Annotated in this window: 15 protein-coding genes; 6 read left to right on the top strand and 9 right to left on the bottom strand. The window is 66.9% G+C overall.

Features of this window, described 5'->3' with window-relative positions; all coding sequences use genetic code 11:
* Positions 1-63: 63 nt before the first annotated feature.
* Positions 64-1,629 carry a cryptochrome/photolyase family protein gene (locus DES47_RS09960; protein WP_133700503.1) on the bottom strand — a complete coding sequence of 522 codons (1,566 nt, stop codon included), beginning with the start codon at positions 1,627-1,629 and terminating at the stop codon, positions 64-66.
* Positions 1,630-1,846: 217 nt separating this feature from the next.
* Between DES47_RS09960 and DES47_RS09955 the strand changes: the two genes are divergently transcribed.
* From DES47_RS09955 to DES47_RS09945, 3 genes are read left to right on the top strand one after another with little or no spacing between them, the layout of a single operon-like run.
* Entirely contained in the window at positions 1,847-2,956 is a 1,110-nt protein-coding gene (locus DES47_RS09955; RefSeq protein ID WP_133700502.1) for a sensor histidine kinase, read from the top strand.
* On the top strand, positions 2,953-3,747 hold the full coding sequence (locus tag DES47_RS09950; protein WP_133700501.1) for a LytR/AlgR family response regulator transcription factor: 795 nt from the start codon (positions 2,953-2,955) through the stop codon (positions 3,745-3,747). The genes DES47_RS09955 and DES47_RS09950 overlap by 4 nt, the downstream gene beginning before the upstream one ends.
* 44 nt (positions 3,748-3,791) lie before the next feature.
* Entirely contained in the window at positions 3,792-4,475 is a 684-nt protein-coding gene (locus DES47_RS09945) for a head GIN domain-containing protein (RefSeq protein WP_166651941.1), read from the top strand.
* 1 nt (position 4,476) lies between these two features.
* On the opposite strand, the gene DES47_RS09940 is transcribed toward DES47_RS09945, so the two are convergent.
* On the bottom strand, positions 4,477-4,965 hold the full coding sequence (locus DES47_RS09940; protein WP_133700499.1) for a cupin domain-containing protein: 489 nt from the start codon (positions 4,963-4,965) through the stop codon (positions 4,477-4,479).
* Between the two features lie 14 nt (positions 4,966-4,979).
* Here DES47_RS09940 and recQ point away from each other — a divergent pair, with 14 nt between their 5' ends.
* Entirely contained in the window at positions 4,980-6,860 is a 1,881-nt protein-coding gene (recQ, locus tag DES47_RS09935; protein WP_133700498.1) for a DNA helicase RecQ, read from the top strand.
* A 51-nt stretch (positions 6,861-6,911) separates the two neighbouring features.
* Here the strand turns inward: recQ and DES47_RS09930 are convergent, their stop codons facing one another.
* Positions 6,912-7,793, bottom strand: coding sequence for a LysR family transcriptional regulator (locus DES47_RS09930; protein ID WP_133700497.1), 882 nt, complete (start codon positions 7,791-7,793; stop codon positions 6,912-6,914).
* Between the two features lie 104 nt (positions 7,794-7,897).
* Between DES47_RS09930 and DES47_RS09925 the strand changes: the two genes are divergently transcribed.
* Positions 7,898-8,599: a class I SAM-dependent methyltransferase gene (locus tag DES47_RS09925; RefSeq protein ID WP_133700496.1), complete on the top strand. Its 702-nt coding sequence runs from the start codon at positions 7,898-7,900 to the stop codon at positions 8,597-8,599.
* Positions 8,600-8,899: 300 nt separating this feature from the next.
* On the opposite strand, the gene DES47_RS09920 is transcribed toward DES47_RS09925, so the two are convergent.
* From DES47_RS09920 to DES47_RS09900, 5 genes are all read right to left on the bottom strand, one after another.
* Positions 8,900-10,915 (bottom strand): alpha/beta hydrolase family protein, encoded by a 2,016-nt coding sequence (locus DES47_RS09920; RefSeq protein ID WP_133700495.1) that lies wholly within the window; start codon positions 10,913-10,915, stop codon positions 8,900-8,902.
* 89 nt (positions 10,916-11,004) lie between these two features.
* Complete coding sequence (locus DES47_RS09915; RefSeq protein ID WP_133700494.1) at positions 11,005-13,020, bottom strand: hybrid sensor histidine kinase/response regulator; 2,016 nt, start codon at positions 13,018-13,020, stop codon at positions 11,005-11,007.
* 109 nt (positions 13,021-13,129) lie between these two features.
* Complete coding sequence (locus DES47_RS09910) at positions 13,130-15,193, bottom strand: alpha/beta hydrolase family protein (protein ID WP_166651940.1); 2,064 nt, start codon at positions 15,191-15,193, stop codon at positions 13,130-13,132.
* A gap of 225 nt (positions 15,194-15,418) precedes the next feature.
* Positions 15,419-15,640 carry a hypothetical protein gene (locus DES47_RS09905; protein WP_133700492.1) on the bottom strand — a complete coding sequence of 74 codons (222 nt, stop codon included), beginning with the start codon at positions 15,638-15,640 and terminating at the stop codon, positions 15,419-15,421.
* 141 nt (positions 15,641-15,781) lie between these two features.
* Positions 15,782-16,054 (bottom strand): hypothetical protein, encoded by a 273-nt coding sequence (locus DES47_RS09900; protein WP_133700491.1) that lies wholly within the window; start codon positions 16,052-16,054, stop codon positions 15,782-15,784.
* Positions 16,055-16,277: 223 nt separating this feature from the next.
* On the opposite strand from DES47_RS09900, the gene uvrA reads away from it, so the two are divergent.
* Complete coding sequence (gene uvrA / locus DES47_RS09895; protein WP_133700490.1) at positions 16,278-19,202, top strand: excinuclease ABC subunit UvrA; 2,925 nt, start codon at positions 16,278-16,280, stop codon at positions 19,200-19,202.
* A 59-nt stretch (positions 19,203-19,261) separates the two neighbouring features.
* Here the strand turns inward: uvrA and DES47_RS09890 are convergent, their stop codons facing one another.
* Entirely contained in the window at positions 19,262-20,077 is an 816-nt protein-coding gene (locus DES47_RS09890; RefSeq protein ID WP_279537328.1) for an MHFG family PEP-CTERM protein, read from the bottom strand.
* Positions 20,078-20,191: the final 114 nt, after the last annotated feature.

Raw genomic sequence — 20,191 nt, 5'->3', positions numbered from 1 at the left:
AGGGCAACTCACACCAAGCGCAATGCGGACACGTAGGCCGAAGCTTACCGCAGAGCGCGAGGGCTAGGGCCCGATGGCCCCCTGGACTTCGCGGCGAAGCGCTGTTGCACGCTCCATCACGGCCTGCTTTTCCACATCGCTCAGGCGGGCCAGGTTCTTCACCTGCAGCGCCATGCGTGGATTCTTGGCCAGCAGCCCCTGATGGCGCATCAGGAAATCCCAGTACAGGGTGGTGTAGGGGCAGGCGCTGTCGCCGGTACGCTGCCCGGGGTCGTAGCGGCAGTTCTTGCAGTGCGGGCTCATGCGCTGGATGTATTTGCCGGTCGCGACATAGGGCTTGCTGCCCATCACGCCGCCGTCGGCGTACTGGCTCATGCCCAGGGTGTTGGGCAGCTCGACCCACTCCACCGCATCCACATACACCGCCAGAAACCAGGCATGCACCTGCTGCGGCTGCACGCCCAGCATCAGCGCATAGAGGCCAATCACCATCAGGCGCTGGATGTGGTTGGCATAACCATGGGCAAGGGTCTGCGCCAGCGCATCGCGCAGGCAGGCCATGTCCGTCTCGCCGGTCCAGTACCAGTCGGGCAGCCGGTGCTGGGCGTCCAGCAGATTGCGCTCGGCGTAGCCCGGCATCTGGGTCCAGTAGATGCCACGCACGTACTCGCGCCAGCCAAGGATCTGGCGGATGAAACCCTCGACGCTGGCCAGCGGCGCCTGCCGGCATCGATAGGCGGCCTCGGCGGCTGCGACCACCTCACGCGGATTCAGCAGCTTCAGATTGAGCGCTGCGGAAAGGTGGGCGTGGTACAGCCAGGGGTCGCCCGGCCAGATGGCGTCCTGGTAGCGACCGAACAGCGGCAGCCGGTCCTCGATGAAAGCCCGCAGCGACTGCAGCGCCTGCTCCCGCGTGACGGGCCAGGCAAAGCTGTCGAGCCGCCCGGGGTGCGCGGCGAAACGGGTGTTGACCAGCGCGATCACCTCGCGCGTCAGCGCATCGGGCTCGAAGCAGGCGCGCGGCGGCACGAAGCCCGGCCCGTCGGCACCGAAGGCCTCGCGGTTGTCGCTGTCAAAGTTCCACTGGCCGCCCTCAGGCTCGTCGGATGCGCCATCGCCCCCCATCAGCACGCGGTGGCGCTTGCGCTGCTCCCGATAGAAGTACTCCATGCGCAGCGATTTGCGGCCCTTGGCATGGGCCGCGAATTCGCGCACGGAGGCAAAGAAGTGGCGGTCCTCGCGCACATCCAGGGGCAGACCATTGGCGGCGGCAACCGACTTGACCGCTTGCAGCACGCGCCAGTCCCCGGGCGCGGTCATCACCAAACGAGCCGGCTTCAGCCGCTGGATATCGGCCTGCAGCTGTGCACCGAGGCTGCCTGCGTTCTGAACGGCGTCGAGGCGCGTGTAGTGAAGAGGCCGCCCCGCCGCCTGCAAGGCGAGGGCGAAATGACGCATGGCCGCCAAAAACAGGGCCGTGCGCTGCTTGCCGGACCACACATGGCTGGACTCCTCGGCAACCTCGGCCATCCAGACCCGGTCCTGCTCAGGGTCGAAGCCATCGAACGCGGCCGCCTCCATGTCCAGCTGATCACCCAGCACGACGATCAGTGTCCGCAACTCAGCCATGGGCCGCTGTGCCGCGTCGGCACGCATCGCCTATTCGTTTCAACATCCGTCGATGCTACTTTGATTGCGATTCGATGCCGGCAAGCCGAAGGGCTGGTTGCGAGCACGCCCGGCGTGCGCTGAATCCCGCCCCATCCGAGCCACAGTTGAGGGCACGATCCCTGCATTTGGTCACCGGTCGCCCGGCCAAGCCGCCGCCTCCCTCTACGATAGCGCCATGCTGTCCCCCGACGCCCCCCTCCCGACACCCGGCAAGCCAGGCAATCTGCGCCTGTGGCTGGCCTATGCCGGCGTCTGGACCCTGGCCTGGTTGCTGTTCATGCTGGCCGGCATCCAGGCCGACCTGCAGCGCGGCAGCTGGCGGCCGCTGTCGGCCGTCTATCAGGCGAGCTGGACCCTGTGGCCGGCGGCGCTGTGGGGTCTGGCGGTCTATCCCTGGATGCGCGGGATGCAGCGGCTGGCCCTGGCCGCCCCCTGGCAGCTGCTGCTGCATGCCGTTGCCGCCCTGTTGTTCAGTTTTCTCTGGCAGGCCAGCAGCTTTGCGGCGGCCTGGGCCCTGTTCGAGTTCGAGCATGCGCTGGCCACCCTGCACCAGACGGTGCTGTGGCAGGCGCTGTGGGGCTGTTTTGTCTATGGCTCGCTGGCCGCCGGCTTTTCGGCGGTGCTGAATGCCCGCCGGGCGCGGGCCAGCGCGCTGGCCGCCGCCCAGGCCGAGGCGGCGCTGGTACGGGCCGAGCTGGCCGCGGTGACCGGCAAGCTGAATCCGCACTTCCTGTTCAACACCTTGAATTCGCTGATCGCCCTGACCCGCAAGGACGCCCAGGCGGCCGAGCAGGCGCTGCTGCGCTTCTCGGGCATGCTGCGCTATGTGCTCGACAACAAGCGTGGCGGCAGCGACCGCGTGGCGCTGCGCGAGGAGATCGAGTTCGTGCGCGACTACCTGGCGCTGGAGAGCCTGCGCCTGGGCAAGCGCCTGCAGGTCGTCTGGGAGCTGGACCCGCAGACCCTGGACGACGAGATTCCCCCTTTAAGCCTGCAGCCGCTGGTGGAGAACAGCATCCAGCACGGCATTGCGCCGCGCACCCAGGGTGGCCAGGTGCATATCAGCGCCCAGCGCGACGCTATGACGCAAGCCCTGGCCCTGTGCGTACGCGACGACGGCGCCGGCTGCGAACCGGCCCGGCTGGAGGCCAGCCAGAGCCGCAGCGGCATCGGCCTGTCCGCACTGCGCAGGCGCTTTGCGCTGGACTATGGCGGCCGCGCCCGACTCAAGACCCATACCGCGCCCGGCGCGGGCTTTCGCACCGATCTATGGATTCCGCAATGAACCAGCCCCGCATCCGCACCCTCATCGCCGAAGACGAACCCTTGGCCAGCGAGAGTCTGGCCGAGTGGGTGGCCCAGTTCAGCGCCCCCGGCCTGCACGGCCTGGAGCTGCTGACGATTTGCGCCGATGGTGACAGCGCGCTGGCGCAGATCCGCGCGCTGAAGCCCGAACTGGTGCTGATGGACATCCACATGCCCGGGCTGACCGGCCTGCAGGTGCTGCGCGAGCTGGCCCGGGACGGCAGCACCTCACCGCCGGCGGTGATCTTCACCACCGCCTATGACGAGCACGCGCTGACGGCCTTCGAGCTGCACGCCGCGGACTATCTGCTCAAGCCTTTCTCGCAGGAGCGCTTCAACGAGGCGGTGGCCCATGCGCTGCAGACGCAGCTGGCCCAGCCCGATCAACCAAGCCAGCCGCTGCAGGCGCTGGAGGCCATCGAGGAAGAGGCCGCCCCGGTGCAGGCGCTGTCGCGCATCCTGGTGCGCGACCAGGGCAAGATCTTCCCGCTCAGCACCGACGACATCGAGTACCTGCGCTCCGACACCAAGTACACCGCCATCAACAGCCGTGGCAAGCAGTTCATGGTGCGTCTGCCGATCGCCGCCTTCGAACAGCGGCTGGACCCGACCCGCTTTCTGAAACTGCAGCGCTCCTGCATCGTCAATATGGATTTCGTCGAGTCGATGACGCCCGATGACACCTCGCAGCTGATCGTCAAGATGCGCGACGGCACCAAGTTCACCGCCAGCCGCGAGGTGTCCAAGATGCTGCGAGGCCAGGCGATATGAAGACGAGGCTTGCCTGTTGGCTGGCAACGCTGACGTGCCTGGCAATGTTCACCGGCGCCCAGGCCCAGCTGGTCGGCCAGTCATCGCCCACGCAGATGACCTATGCGCTGGGCAGCTTCAAGCGCATCGTGCTGGCCGGTGCGGCCGATGTGCGGCTGGTGCAGGGGGAGGTCAACCAGCTGGTCATCGAGGGCGATGCCGAGGCGCAAAAGCGCGTCGAGGTGGACCTGAACGGTGGCAGCCTGCGCATCGAGCCGGCGGGCGGCTGGAAGTTCTGGAACTCGCGCCGCACGCTGGTGCTGATCACCGCCCGCGAGCTGGACGAGATCAATATCCAGGGCGCCGGCGACGTGATCGCCGACGGCCCGCTGAAGCTGGAGCAGCTGACGGCCAAGATCACCGGCTCGGGCAATCTGCGCCTGACCGAGCTGCATGCCCGGCGGCTGGCGATGAGCATCATCGGCTCGGGCGATGCCAAGGTCACCGGCAGTGTGCAAGACCTGCAGCTGATGATCTCAGGCACCGGCGACTTCATCGGCCAGCGCCTGCGCACCGAGCGGGCCAAGGTGTCGATTGCCGGCGTCGGCGATGTCAGTCTCTGGGTCACCGAAGACCTGGTGGCGCGGCTGTCGGGCGCCGGCTCGGTGCGCTACTGGGGCAACCCTCATGTGCACAAGTCGATTTCCGGCGTGGGCTCGGTCACGCCGGCTCGCGACCAGGGGCCTTAGCTTACGGTTCGCCTTCCCAGTAGTCCAAGGTCTCCTTGGTACGGCCCAGCACGTCGAAGTCCGGCGCATAGGCCAGGTACTTGCCGGAGTCGGGGTATTCGCAGATCTCGGGCTTCTCGCGCGTGCTGATGCTCAGGTACTTCAGCGGCGCATCGGAGGTGTTGATCAGCTGGTGCGGGTACTCGGGCCCGGGCGGGATGAAGATCGTGTCGCCGGCTTTCACCGCCAGCATCTCGCCGGCCACCCGCAAGGTGCCCTCGCCTTCGAGGATGACGAACATCTCCTCCTGGGCGTAGTGCAGGTGGTAGGGGCAGCTGCGCATGCCGGGTGCCACGATGTCTATGCTGGCGCCAAGTTTCGTCGCGGCGGTGCCCTCGGCCAGGCGCGCGCCCCGGCTGTCATAGAGCGGCTCGCGCAGGTCATGTCTGAGCTCCACCTGGTTGAAATTGCGTATCAGCTTGGCGCGCAGCTCGGCGGCTTTGTCAGTCATGGCCTAATCCCGGTATGTCCCAGACTTCAGATCTTCACGCACCGCTTGGCATCCTGCAAGAGGTGTTCGGCTACAGCGCATTCCGCGGCGAGCAGGCCGCCATCACCGACCATGTGACCGCCGGCGGCGACGCCCTGGTGCTGATGCCCACCGGCGGCGGCAAGAGCCTGTGCTACCAGATTCCGGCCATTGCCCGCCACCGCCAGGGCCGCGGCGTGGCCGTGGTCGTCAGCCCGCTGATCGCGCTGATGCACGACCAGGTCGGTGCGCTGGAGGAGGCAGGCGTCCATGCCGCCTTCCTCAACTCCTCCTTGAGCAGCGAGCAGGCGCAGCACATCGAGCGCGAGATGATGAGCGGCCGGCTGGTGATGCTTTACGCGGCGCCTGAACGCATCACCAACACCCGCTTTCTGGCCCAGCTCGACTCGCTGCACGAACGCGGCCTCTTGAGCCTGTTCGCCATCGACGAGGCCCATTGCGTCAGCCAGTGGGGCCATGACTTCCGCGAAGACTATCTGCTGCTCAACGTGCTGCACGAGCGCTTTGCCGGCGTGCCGCGCATCGCGCTGACGGCCACCGCCGACGAGCACACCCGCGCCGACATCCTGGCCCGGCTGCAGCTCGAGGACGCGCGCATCTTCCTGAGCAGCTTCGACCGGCCGAACATCCGCTACGCCATCGTCGAGAAGGACAATCCGCGGGGCCAGCTCTTGCGCTTCATCCGCGACGAGCATGAGGGGGATGCCGGCATCGTCTATTGCCAGAGCCGCAAGAAGGTCGAGGAGACCGCCGCCTGGCTGGAGGGCGAGGGCATCCCCGCCCTGCCCTATCACGCCGGCCTGGACGCCGGCGTGCGGCAGCGCCACCAGGACCGCTTTCTGCGCGAGGACGGCATCACCATGGTGGCCACGATCGCCTTCGGCATGGGCATAGACAAGCCCGATGTGCGCTTCGTCGCCCACCTGGATCTGCCCAAGAATATCGAGAGCTATTACCAGGAGACGGGCCGGGGCGGGCGCGATGGCGCACCGGCCGACGCCTGGATGACCTACGGCCTGGCCGATGTCGTGAACCAGCGCCGCATGATCGACGAAAGCCCGGCCGGCGAGGAGTTCAAGCGGGTGCAGCGCGGCAAGCTCGATGCCCTGCTGGCGCTCAGCGAGGCACACGACTGCCGCCGCGTGCGCCTGCTGGCCTATTTCAACGAAAACGCCCCGCCCTGCCGGCCCTATCAGAACCTCTGCGACAACTGCCTGCACCCGCCCGCCACCTGGGACGCCACCGAGGCCGCGCGCAAGGCCCTGAGCTGCATCTACCGCTTCCACCAGAACGGCGGCCAGCGCTTCGGCGCAGGCCATCTGCTGGACGTGCTGCGCGGCAAGCGCACCGACAAGGTCACGCAGTACGGCCACGAAGCTTTAAGCACCTTCGGCATAGGCGCCGATCTGAGCGAGCAGCAGTGGCGCTCGGTGTTGCGCCAGCTGGTCGCGCTGGGCCATGTGGTCAGCGAGGGCGAGTACAACACCTTGGCGCTGAGCGACAGCGCCCGGGCGGTGCTCAAGGGCCAGGTCCAGCTGCTGCTGCGCGTGCCCGCCGAAGCGCCCAAGAAGGGCCGCAGCAGCAAGAGCGGAGGCAGTCGCAGTGCGCCCAAGGCCGCTCCAGCCCATCTGGACGAGATCGCCCAGGCCCGCTATCTGGCGCTGAAGACCTGGCGCGCCGAAGTCGCCAAGGAACACGGCCTGCCGGCCTATGTGATCTTCCACGACGCAACGCTGGCCGAGATGGCCCGCCAATGCCCCGGCTCGCTGGACGAGCTGGGCGAGATCAGCGGCGTCGGGGCTAAGAAGCTGGAGGCTTATGGGCGGGAAATCTTGAGGGTGCTGGACGAGGGGTGATCAGCAGGCCGAGCTTCGTCGGCGCCCACGAGTAGCCCTCTTCAGCCGCCATCAGCCGCCACCAGCCAAGCCCAGCGCCAGCGCCTCGAACACCACCCGAATCCGCCGCGAGGTGCGCAGCTCTCTATGCGTGACCAGCCAGATCGGGAAGCGCACCGGCGGCACGTCGTCGAGCACACGTACCAGGCCCGGGGTGTCCCGGGCGATCTCGTCCATCATGGCGCCTATGCCCATGCCCTGCTGCATCAGGGCCAGGTGGGGGACCGAGTGATCGCAGTAGCAGCTGAAGTTGGCCTCGCTCAGGGGCAGGCCGTGCTGGCGCAGATAGCCCAGGAACTGGCCGGAGCGGTCTGAGCCCACAAAGGGCAGGTGGGCGGCATCCTCGGCGCTGCGCGGATGTCCGTGGGCCTTGACCCAGTCTTCTGACGCATAGAAACCGGCCGAGGCCTCTCGTATCAGCTGAGCGATCAGGTCCGGCTGTTCGGGCTTGACGTGGCGAATCGCGATATCGGCCTCCCGGCGCAACAGGTCGCTCAGCGCATTCGACGAGATCACCTCGATGGCAATGCCCGGCTCCTGTTCGCGCAGCTGCCGCACCAGCGGCGGGAGCAGGTGCGCGGCCACCACATCGGTGGCCGAGACCGAGACCACGCCCTCGATGGCCTGCGAGCGGCCGGTGGCCGCCAGGCCCAGGGCTTCGGCGGCGGCGCCCATGGCACGCGCGTGTTCGAGCAGCTCGATGCCCGTCGGCGAGAGCACCATGGCCTTGCCCACCCGCTCGAACAGCGTCACGCCCATGCGCTGCTCGATGGCGGCCACCTGACGGCTCAGCGTGGGCTGGGTCAGGCCCAGCTTGCGGGCGGCCGCCGACAGCGAGCCGGTTTCAGCTGTTTCCAGAAACGCCCTGAGCTGGTTCCAGTCGACCTTTTCCATACGTAAATGTATATCTCCTGTGCAGATTTCCGCTATTTCCAGCGGCCTTGCGTATGGATAGCATCCAGCAACCGCCTCTTGCACGGATTCCGTCCCCACCCCAGATGCCCTCCCCCACGCTCACGTCGCACCCCGAAGCCTCGCCGCCACCACCAGCGGCGGACGCCTCGACCGCCCGCAAGGCCCGCTTCTGGGATCGCATCGCGCGCAAGTACGCAGCCGACCCGATTGCCGACCTGGCCGGCTACGAGGCCACCCTGGCGCGCGTGCAGGGCCTGCTGTCTGCCGAACAGGACGTGCTTGAGATCGGCTGCGGCACCGGCACCACCGCGCTGCGTCTGGCGCCTTTCACGCGGCGCCTGCTGGCCACCGATGTGTCGACCAGCATGATTGACATCGCGCGCGAGAAGCTGGCGATCCAGCCGGTGCCGCAGCTGAGCTTCGCGGTCGCCGACGCCGACGCCCCAGAGTTCGGGCAGGGTGCTTACGATGCGGTATTGGCTTTCAACCTGCTACACCTCGTGGACGATCTCGACCACGCGTTGGCGCTGGCGGTGCAAGCCCTGCGGCCGGGCGGCCTGTTGATCTCCAAGACGCCCTGCATCGGCGAGATGAACCGGCTCGTTCCCTATCTCGCGCTGCCACTGATGAAGGCCATCGGCAAGGCGCCCCAGGTGCTGTGTTTCAAGGAGGAGGCACTGCTGGCGGCGATGGCGCGGCAGGGTCTGGAGATCGTCAGCGTCGAGCGGCACGGCACCCGGGGCAAAGACATCCGGGCGTTCATCATGGCCCGCAAGCCGAGTTGACGCAGGAGTCTTCGGTGCCGGCGAGCTCAGCTGTGCCATGGCGTAGGCGTCTATCGCTCCTGGCCCTGCTGGCACTGAGTGCCTGTGACGGTGAGCGAGGGACTGCTGTGCAGGGCAATGGCGATGGCAAGGCCGGTCCGCCGGCATCTGCTGAAGCCCTCGCCGACGACAAAGCACAAGCACGCTGCACAAAGCCTGCCCCTCGATCGCTCCGAGAACTCCTCGGCTCCGTTCGCGTGGAATAGGCCCGCAACCCGGGCTGGCGCCCCAACCCGTGTAGGCTACAAATCCTGAAGACGCTCAGTCACGGCGTCCGGGCCCGATGTGCTTGTCGAGGAAACGCTCGACGCGGGTCCAGAAGTCGATCTGGGTCTCCAGCTTGCGCCAGCCATGGCCCTCATCGGGATAGCCAATCCACTCGACCTGCGGGTTGGTCTTCTTCACCGCGTCGTAGAAGTCGCTGCCGTGCTGGATGGGCACGCGGCGGTCGCTGCCACCATGGGCGATCAGCAGCGGCCGCCTCAGGCGCTGCGCCTGCTGCAGCGGTGAGGTGGCGCGCAGCTGCTCGGCATCCCGCTGACGATCGCCAACCAGCACCGGCATGCCAAAGCGCTTCCACTCATCGCTGGAGTCGCTCCAGTTGATCGTGTACATCAGCTCGATGTCGCTGACACCAACCCACTCGAAGCCGCATTGGTAGAGGTCATGGTGCTTGATCAGCCCCATCAAGGTCGCATAGCCGCCATAGCTGGCGCCGGCAATGCAGACGCGCTTGCCATCGACCCAGCCCTGCTTGACGGCCCACTCCACCGCGTCGGCGAGATCGTCCTGCATGGCCAGGCCCCATTGCTTCCAGCCGGCCCTGAAGTGTGCGAAGCCGTAGCCGGTGCTGCCGCGGAAGTCCGGCTCGATCACCACATAGCCGCGCGAGGCGAGGAACTGGGCCTGAGGCTCCCAGGCCCAATGCGCACCACGCACATAGGGCCCACCATGCACCAGCACCACGGCCGGGCGCGGTGCGGCGGCCTTGCCCGCGGGTCGGGTCAGCAGCAGGGGCAGGCTCATGCCGTCCCTGGCCCTGATGCTGAACATATCGCGCTGGCCCATTTGCCGGGCATTGATCCAGGGACGGGACCGGGCCCCGACGCTGAGACTCTTGCTGTCCCGGCGGTAGATGGAATACACCGGCGGCTGGGTGTCGGAGTGCGAGCTGACCAACAGCACCGGCGCGGCAAGACAGCGCCGGCAGTCGAGCCGATTGACCATGCCCGGCACCAGGGCGTCCACCTCGGCCTGCGCCTTGCTCAGCGTCGGGTCCAGCCAGGCCGTACCCTCGGCGTCAGTCTCGAAATGCACGCCGACGAGGGCGCCGCTGTCCATGTCGACGATCAAGTCGCCATCGAAGTCATAGCCCTTGAGGCTGACCAGCGGCTCGGACTCGAGCTGGCGACTCGCGGTGTCGACGCGATACAGCGCCCGGATTCCGGACGCCGAAGCGGCAAGCGCCAGCACCGTGCCATCGCGCAGGAACGAATGGATGCGCGGCAGCGCGGAGTCGTAGGTACTGCCCTGTTGCCACACACCCCAGACGCCCTGGGCATTGCGCCAGTGGCTGGTGTAGCGGCCCTGGTGCCAGCCCTCGCTGGCCACCGGTTGGCCCTGAGCATCGACCCACCAGTTCTTCACGTGGCTCGCCACGCTGCCACTGAGGCTGCGCATCAGTCCGGTGCGGGTGTTCAAGCGCGACAGGGAGGTGTCGTCCACGTTGCCATCCAGCCCGAAGTGGTGGTTTTGCACCAGCACATCGTCCGAACCGTCGTTCAAGCTGCTGTGAAACCGCCAATGCCAGGGCAGGCTGCGATCGACGATGAGGCTGGACTTGTCGCTGATGAACTGGAAGTGGGCCTTGATCAACTTGCGGGCGTCGCTGCCGTCGCGGTCAACCGCCCACAGGCCCGGTGGCGTCCACTCGCCGCTGCCGGCCTGCAAGTCGGTGATGGTGTAGGCCAGACGCTTGTCGTTCAGCCACCAGTAGCGCTGCACATCGGCGTCGGAGTAGTTGGCGACGATCTTGGAATCCTGCAGATTCTCCAGGTCCAGCACCGCCAGGCGGATGCGCCCATCATCGCCGGACACGGCCGCCGCCAGATGGCGGCCGCTCGGCGACAACATCGGCTTGAGCATCTTGGCCGGTCGGAAGAAATCGGCCACCGTGGGCGCCGAGAGTAACGGCTCGGCCGCGCGGACTTCAGGGGCAGCAAGCCACAAGGCAGCAAAGCCGGCGAACACGTATCGAAGAACGCAGGCAATTGACATCGAACCTCTCCGTTGTACTGATCTGTTATGTGCATCAGTATCAACGAGCGGCTCGACGATGGTCACTCGGTCAATCCCGCAAGCCGGACTCAGGCCGCGGTCTGCAGCACCTCCCGCACCTTGTCCACCAGTTCCTCCAGCAGGCGCTCCTTGTGCAGCAGTCCGCGCACACCCAGGCGCAGGGCCTGAGCATGCATCTCGTCGCTGAAATAGCCCGAGCTCAACAGCACCGGCAGCAAGGGACGCAGCTGCGACAGCATCTGGGCCAGCTCCAGGCCGTTGCGGCCGGGCATGTTGTAGTCGGTCACCAGCAGCGCAATGCCGGCGCCGGGCACCATCACCTCGGCCAGCGCCTGGTCGGCGCTGCTGCACAGGGTGACCCGGTAACCGACGCGGCGCAGCAGGCTCTCCACGGTCAGGCGCAGCACCTCGTCGTCATCGACATAGACGATGTGCAGGCCCTGCTCCTGGCCGCTGGCGGCCTGCAGCGCACCCCACTCGGACGACGGGTCGGCCACCGCGTCGACCAGGGGCAGGTAGATCTGGAAGCGCGTGCCCGCGCCGGGCACGCTGTGCACCGTGATCGCGCCGCGGTGTGCGAGCACGATGCCGTGCACCACCGACAGGCCCAGGCCGGTGCCCTGGCCGGTGGGCTTGGTGGTGAAGAAGGGCTCGAAGATGCGCAGGCGGGTCTTGGCGTCCATGCCGCAGCCGTTGTCGGCCACGGTCAGCAGGGCATAGTCGCCATCGGGAAGATCGGGCCCCGGCTCGTGCGGCGAACTGCGCAAGCGCACCCGCTCCAGGCTCAGCTCGACCCGGCCACCGCCAGCGGGCAGGGCCTGCTGGGCATTGGTGCAGAGGTTCATCAGCACCTGCTGCAGCTGGGCCGGGTCGGCCAGCACGCACAGGCTGGGGTCACCCTGTTTCAGGCCCAGCGCCACCTGGGGCGGCAGGCCGGCCTGCAGCAGCGCCAATGACTCCTGCACCTGCTTCTGCAGATTGACAACGCGCAACTCCTGCGCCTGGCGCCGGCTGAAGGCGAGGATCTGCTGCACCATGCTGCGCGCGCGCTGCCCGCCCTTGGCGATCAGCCCCAGATGGCTTTGCGCCAAATGATCGGCCGGCAGGGCCTCGCGGGCCAGCATGACATTGGCCAGGATGGCACCCAGCACATTGTTGAAGTCATGCGCGATGCCGCCGACCATGGTGCCCATGGCCTCCAGCTTCTGGGCCTCGCGCAACTGGCCCTCGAGCTGATGGCGCAGGGCCTCGGCCTGCACGCGCTCGCTGAGGTCCACATCGACGCAATAGAGCTGGGCCTCGCCGCTGGCACTGCGCTGCATCGTGTGGCTGGAGTAGACCGGCACCGGCGAACCGTTCTTGTGCCGCAGCACCAGCTCCTCTGCCGGCACCGAGACCACGCCGGCCTCCAGCCACTGCCGCGTGCCCTCGATCACCAGCTCGCGCATCTCGGGCGGGATGATCAGGTCCTCCAGCTGCTGGCCTATGGCCTCCTCGCGGGTGTAGCCATAGAGGCGTTCGCTGGCCTTGTTCCAGAAGATCACCCGCCGGGCGCTGTCATAACCCTGCACCGACACCCGCTCGACACCCTCGACCAGGCTGCGAAAGCGGGCCTCGCTTTCCTGCAGGGCCACCTCGGCCAGCTTCTGCTCGGTGATGTCCTTGCACACGCCGTCGACCCGCACAATGTGACCCTGCTCGTCTCGCACCGCCTCGGCCAAGGTATGCACCCAGACCTCGCGGCCCGTCACCGTCAGGGCTCGGTACTGCTCGTCCAGCGTGTCACCCCACTCGATGCAGCGCTGCAGCGCCTCGGCCACACGATCACGGTGGACCGGTGCCACAAAGTCCAGCAACGCCTCGACCGAGGGCGCGTGATGCTCGGGCGCTTCGAAGATGCGCAAGGCACTCGCCCCCCAGATCAGCTCGCGCCGAGGCAGGCTCAGCGACCAGGCCCCCAGATGGGCCATGCGGCCGACGATGTGCAGCAGATGCGCCTCGGGCGCAAGCCCGATGCCGGCATCGTTGGCAGATCCCGAAGAATGGTCCGGCAATTCGGACGGCGGGCCGCTGGCATCGTTCATGGTGCCCCTCTCTGAGCAAAGCCTGTCGTGCAGGTTTTGCCCGCAGCGTATCGGATTTTTCAGATCCGCGCGCGCTTTGTGTGCTCGGCGAGGGGCTTGCCGGTGGCGACTATTTCACCGCGGCCTTGGCGCCGATGTGCTTGCCCAGGAAGTTCTCGACCCGGGTCCAGAAGTCGATATGGGTTTCGTGCATCAGCCAGCCATGCCCCTCGTCGGCATAGGCCACCCACTCGACATCGGGGTTGGTCTTGGCGACCGCGTCCTTGAAGTCCGTGCCATGTTTGATCGGCACGCGCCAGTCCTCCAGACCATAGGCCATCAGCAGCGGGCGGCGGATCTTGGCGGCCTGGGTGATGGGCGAGGTCTCCTTGATCTGGACCGCGTCCTTGACGCGATCACCGACCAGCGCAGGCAGGCCGTACTGCTTCCATTGATCGCCGGTGTCACTCCAGTGAATCGCATACTTCAGTTCGATGTCGGTCACGCCGACCCAATTGACCGCGCATTGATAGCGCTCGGGGTGACGCACCAGGCCCATCAGGGCCGCGTAACCGCCGTAGCTGGCGCCGGCAATGCAGACACGCTTCGGATCAACCCAGCCCTGCTTGACGGCCCAGTCCACCGCGTCGGCCACATCGTCCTGCATGGCCAGGCCCCACTGCTTCCAGCCGGCCCGGAAGTGCGGGTGGCCGTAGCCGGTGCTGCCGCGGAACTCGGGCTCGATCACAACATAGCCGCGCGAGGCCAGGAATTGTGCCTGGGGCTCCCAGGCCCAGTGCGTGCCACGCACCCAGGGGCCGCCGTGGACCAGCACCACCGCCGGCTGCGGGCCCCTGGGCTTGCCGATCGGCCAGGTCACCAGGGTCGGAATGGGCAGGCCGTCCCGTGCCGCAAAGCGTTGCATATCGCGCTGACCCATGGGCTTGCCACGCAGCCAGGGCATGCTTGGAAACAGGCCCATGACCTTTTTGCTGTCGCGCAGATAGACGTAGTACTCGACCGGCCGCTGGTCCGACTCGGCCACGATAAGCAGGCGGGACGAAGATTCACAGCGCAGACACTCGATGCGGTTCACCGTGTTCGGCAGCTGAGCGTCAACCAGCCTCTGCACCTCCTTCATACCGGCGTCGAACCAGGCTGTGCCACTGGCGTCGGTCTCGTAGTGCACGCCCAGCACCCGCTTGGATTCGCGGTCCACGACGACCTCGCCACGGAAGTCGTAACCCTCAAGGCTCAAAACGGGCGTGGTGCCGGATTGATCCGCACCTGGCTCGATACGGAACAGGGCATTGGTGCCCTTGGCCGTGGCTTGAACAACGTAGGTCTCCTTGTTTGCCCCCACCGCAAGAACCTCGGGCGCACTGTCGCGCACGGAGTCGCCCTCTTTCCAGACCACCCAGCCATCACCGTCGGGCTTACGGCGGTACATGGTGTAGCGGCCATCCTTGTCACTGGTGGCGGCAATGGGCTTGCCCTGCGTATCCAAGGTCCAATCGGTGATGTTCGGCGGCGCGCCGTCGGTCAGCGAGGTGCGCAGCGCGGTGCGTGTGTCCAGCCGCGACAGCGTGATCGCTGTCACCTCGCGTACCCCGTTGGTGATGAAGTTCGACACCACCACGTCGCTGGAGCCGTCGGCAAGCACCTTGTACAGGCGCCAGTCCCAGTCGAGCACCCGGTCCTTGCCCTGCACGCGCGAACCGGTGCGCTTGAGCTCCTCGTAGTCGGGCTGGATCAGCTGGCGAAAGTCGCTGCCATCGCGGTTCACCGCCCAGAGTCCGGGCCCGGTCGGGCCATCACGGCGCGGCTGACGGTCGACGGCGTCGAACACCAGCCGCTCGTCATTGACCCACCAGATCTGGTTCACATCATTGTCCCGAAAGCCCCCAATGGCCTTCGGCGGCCCCGGCTGCCCCAGGTCCAGCACCGCCAGCACGGTGCGTGCCTTTTCCTGCGTCAGCGCATAGGCCAGATAGCGCCCGCTGGGCGACAAGACTGGCCTTGCCGCCAAAGGCATGCGGAAGAAATCGGCCGCGGATGGCGGCGCCACCGCCGGCACAGCGGCCGGCTGAGCCTTCGCCCCGATTGCGAGGCAGGCAGCGGCCGTCAGACCGGCCAGCCACAGTACGGCCCTTTGCCCACGGCCCTTGCCGGGCATAGCTTGATTGCGTTGCATTGACGCGCTCCCTGTCATTTCGATTCACTCCCGCGGCAAGACGCGGAGCCATCTTCAGACCTGGCCCCGGCGCCCGCGCGACGCTCACCTATTCTGGCAGAGGCTTCGGAACGCACGCACGGGATTTACCAGCCCATGCGGTGGTGGCAGGTGGTGCAAAAGTGACAAAGCCCGCGAAATCGGGCTTGAAGACGCGGGCTTGAAGATACGAGCTTCAGCGGGTCATCAGGCCGGCTTTGCTCGCACCTGACTGCGCTGGGCCACGGTCGCCTCGGTCGGTACCAGGCGCTGGATCGGCTCCACCACCTGCCGCAACTGCGCCGTCTCGGCCTCGACCGAGGTGACCTTGCTATAGGGCCAGAACAGGGCGGCACCGACGGCCAATGCGGTCAGCACCAGCAGGGCGCGTATCAGGCCCGAGGCTTCGGTGAGCGGGGCGGTGTTCATGGCGGCTTCCTTGGTCTTGCTCAGACGGGTCGTTGCGGTCAGGGTGGCCAGTATCGGCAAGCCAGCGTGCGCATGCCAGCGACCTGCGACGAGTGGCGCTTTATGCGCCGCAAGGTGCCAATTGACGGGACGAGCGCCCCGTCAGATCTTGGCAGCAGCGGCGCGCGGCGCCTGCGCCAGCATCGTGTCGCCCTCGGCCGGCAGACGCTTGCCGGTGATGACGACGCGAGGCAGCTGGGCGATCCGCTGTTCTTGCACACCTTCCTGCATACGCTTGCCGGTGATGACCACGCGCTCCAACTGCACGACTTGCATGTCGGGTGCCGGTGTCGCGGGCTTGAGCATCCAGCCCGCAGCGGCCAGCACGGCGCCGGCGATCAGGGCTTGGATCAGTGTCTTGGCGGTGGTGTTCATGGTGGGCTCCGAGTGGCTGAAGAGACACGTTTTGCTGTGTCGATGTAGTCAGTATCGGCATCCGCACCGCGCGCCGCCAAGGCCTTGCGATGAGTCGCAGGCGCAGCGCGCCAGACTGCTTCTGCACGCGATGAAGGGTGCGCTGCCATCGAGCCAACGCCGGCAGATACGGCGTCAAGCGCCCGGCAGCCTATGATCTAGGGTTCTCTTGCCTCCGCCCAACATGCCCGACTTCGATTCTTCACGCCCCAGCGCGGTGCGCATTGCCGCCGAAACGCCCGCCATTCGCGTGCGTGGCGCGCGCACCCACAATCTCAAGAACATCGACGTCGATCTGCCGCGCAACCAGCTGGTGGTGATCACGGGCCTGAGCGGCTCGGGCAAGTCCAGCCTGGCCTTCGACACCCTGTATGCCGAGGGCCAGCGTCGCTATGTGGAAAGCCTGTCGGCCTATGCGCGGCAGTTTCTCCAGCTGATGGACAAGCCCGATGTGGATGTGATCGAGGGCCTGTCGCCTGCGATCTCGATCGAGCAGAAGGCCACCAGCCACAACCCCCGCTCGACCGTGGGCACGGTGACCGAGATCCACGACTATCTGCGCCTGCTCTACGCCCGCGCCGGCACGCCCTTCTGCCCCGATCACCATCTGCCGCTGGAGGCGCAGAGCGTCAGCCAGATGGTGGACGCCGCGCTGGCCCTGCCCGAAGACACCAAGCTGATGCTGCTGGCGCCGGTGGTGCGTGACCGCAAGGGCGAGTTCGCCGATCTGCTGGCCGAGATGCAGGGCCAGGGTTATGTGCGCTTTCGCATCGATGGCGCGACGGTCGAAGCAGGCGAGCTGCCGGAGCTGAAGAAGACCGAGAAGCACGACATCGACGTGGTCGTCGATCGCGTCAAGATCAAGCGCGAGAACGCCGACGCGCTGCGCCAGCGCCTGGCCGAGAGCTTCGAGGCGGCGCTGCGCCTGGCCGAGGGCCGCGCGCTGGCCCTGGACATGGACACTGGCGCCGAGCATCTGTTCTCCAGCAAATTCTCCTGCCCGGTGTGCAGCTACTCGCTGGCCGAGCTGGAGCCGCGGCTGTTCTCGTTCAACTCGCCGGTGGGCGCCTGCCCCAGCTGCGAGGGCCTGGGCCATGTGACGGCCTTTGTGCCGGAGCGAGTGGTTGCCTTCCCCAGCCTGAGCCTGGGCAGCGGTGCAGTGAAGGGTTGGGACCGACGCAATGCCTACACCTTCTCGATGCTGGAGAGCGTGGCCAAACACTATGCCTTCGATATCGAGAAGCCCTTCGAGGAGCTCACCGAACATGCACGCCAGGTGCTGCTGTATGGCTCAGGTGCGGATGACATCGAGTTCGTCTATCAGGCCGAGGGCGGCACGGCGCGCAAGCGCAGCGTCAAGCGCTCGCATCCCTTCGAGGGCATCCTGCCGAATCTGGAGCGCCGCTATAAAGAGACCGATTCGGCCGCCGTGCGCGAAGACCTGGCCCGCTACCAGGCCGCCAAGGCCTGCCCGCAGTGCGAGGGCTCGCGCCTGCGCCGCGAGGCCCGCCATGTGCTGCTGCAGCCTGCCGATGCCAAAGCCGGCGAGCAGGGTAAGCCGATCTATGAGGTCGAGCACGCGACGCTGCGTGAGGCGCAACAGTATTTCGAGACCATCAAGCTCAAGGGCAACAAGGCCGAGATCGCCGACAAGATCGTGCGCGAGATCAGCTCGCGGCTGAAGTTCCTCAACGACGTGGGCCTGAACTACCTGAGCCTGGATCGCAGCGCCGACACGCTGTCCGGCGGCGAGGCCCAGCGCATCCGCCTGGCCTCGCAGATAGGCTCGGGCCTGACCGGCGTGATGTATGTGCTGGACGAGCCCAGCATCGGCCTGCACCAGCGCGACAACGACCGGCTGATCGCCACCCTGCGCCATCTTCGCGATCTGGGCAACAGCGTCCTGGTGGTCGAGCACGACGAAGACGCGATCTGGGCCGCCGACTATGTGCTGGACCTCGGTCCCGGCGCCGGTGTGCACGGCGGGCGCATCATTGCCCAGGGCACGCCGCAGGAGGTGGCCGATCATCCGGACTCTCTGACCGGCCAGTACCTGTCGCGGCGCGTGCGCATCGAGGTGCCCAAGCAGCGCCGTCGCCTCGCCGACATGCCGGATCAGCAGAAGCTGACCGTCGTCAACGCCACCGGCAACAATCTGAAGGGCGTGACGGTGGACATACCGGTGGGCCTGTTCACCTGCGTGACCGGCGTGTCGGGCTCGGGCAAATCAACGTTGGTCAACGACACGCTGTACGCCGCGGTGGCGCGCAAGATCTACCAGAGCCACCAGGAGCCGGCGCCGCACGACACGATCGAGGGGCTGGACGCCTTCGACAAGGTCATCAATGTCGATCAGTCGCCGATAGGCCGCACGCCGCGCAGCAACCCGGCCACCTACACCGGCCTGTTCACGCCGATTCGCGAGCTGTTCGCCGAGATGAACACGGCCAAGGAACGCGGCTACGGGCCGGGGCGATTCAGCTTCAATGTCGCCGGCGGCCGCTGCGAGGCCTGCCAGGGCGATGGTGTGCTGAAGGTGGAGATGCACTTCCTGCCCGACGTCTATGTGCCTTGCGACGTCTGCCACGGCAAGCGCTACAACCGCGAGACGCTGGAGGTGCTCTACAAGGGCAAGAACATCACCCAGGTGCTGGGCATGACGGTGGAAGACGCGCATGGCTTCTTCAGCGCCGTGCCGACCCTGGCGCGCAAGCTGCAGACCTTGCTGGACGTGGGCCTGGGCTACGTCAAGCTGGGCCAGAGCGCCACCACGCTGTCGGGCGGCGAGGCGCAGCGGGTCAAGCTGGCGCTGGAGCTCTCCAAGCGTGACACCGGCCGCACGCTCTACATCCTCGACGAGCCGACCACCGGCCTGCACTTCGCCGACATTGCGCTGCTGCTGAAGGTGCTGCACCAGCTGCGCGACGCAGGCAACACCATCGTCGTGATCGAGCACAACCTGGACGTGATCAAGACCGCCGACTGGGTCATAGACATGGGCCCCGAGGGTGGCTCGGGTGGGGGCCAGTTGTTGCTGGCCGGCACGCCGGAGGAAGTGGCGGCCTTCGAGGGCAGCCACACCGGGCGCTATCTGAAGACGCTGCTCTGATGCGGTAGCGCCAAGCAAAAGGGTCGCCGAGGCGACCCTTTTTCATATGGCGCTGACAATCAAGCGCGGCGGCGGCGCTTCCAGGCCATCGCGCTCAGACCCAGCGCCATCAAGGCCCAGGTGCCGGGCTCAGGCACCGGATTGGGCGGGGGCACCGGTGGCGTGGGGTTGTCGCCATCGGGAATGCCGCCCGGGGGGACGAGGCCGGTGCCGGGGAAACCGGGCCCAGGGCCGCCCGAGGGGCCGGGCCCGCCGCCACCACCGATCAGGCTGGGCCCCGCATCGGAGCCGCCCGAACCCGACATCTGCGTGAAGCTCGGAGGCGTCTGGCCACCACCCGCACCGAGTGCCGGCACGCCGGCGCCGGGGGCCTCGGAGATCAGTTCGCTGTCGGCATCGTCATCGCCATCGCGCGCAGACGAGGCCACGTTGGTGGCCTGGGCCGGCGCCTCGGCCGTCTTGCGTGGCGCCAGGCGCGTGATGCGACTGACGTTGCGGCAGACGGTGGGCACCAGGATGCAGTGGCCGTCTTCGCAATAGACGAGGCCGCGCTCTTCCATCTTGTCGGTCCACTTGGCGCGGGTCACTGTGCCGCAGACGCTGCCGGCACCGAAGTGCATGTCGCGGATCTCGCTGGCGTAGAGCTGCTTGCCGTCGATGCCGTCGCGCTTGATGCTGACCATCTCGTCATAGCTACGCGCCGTCATGCGGGCCTTCAGCTTGTTGCGCACCGCTTCAGGGATGTCTTTGTAGCGGTCCACGGCCGCGACCACATCTCCCATGAAGGGATTCACCCCGGGCCTGTCCCAGGAACAACTGGGCAAGGTCGGCGCGGACACGGATGCGGCAAGCGCGAGAGAGGCAACCAACGACATAGTATTTACTTTTGTTGTGAGAGTCCTGCGACGCCGGGGCCTTGCTGCCCTCTTCGCGCTGCTCTCGTGTGCCCAATCACCCTGGAGTCACCGGTGGGCAGATCCGATACAGGA

It is taken from the genome of Roseateles toxinivorans (assembly GCF_004362525.1).
GTDB classification, from domain to species: domain Bacteria; phylum Pseudomonadota; class Gammaproteobacteria; order Burkholderiales; family Burkholderiaceae_C; genus Paucibacter; species Paucibacter toxinivorans.
The sequence above is the reverse complement of the archived record's forward strand: the minus strand, read 5'-3'. Positions and strand labels throughout refer to the sequence as shown.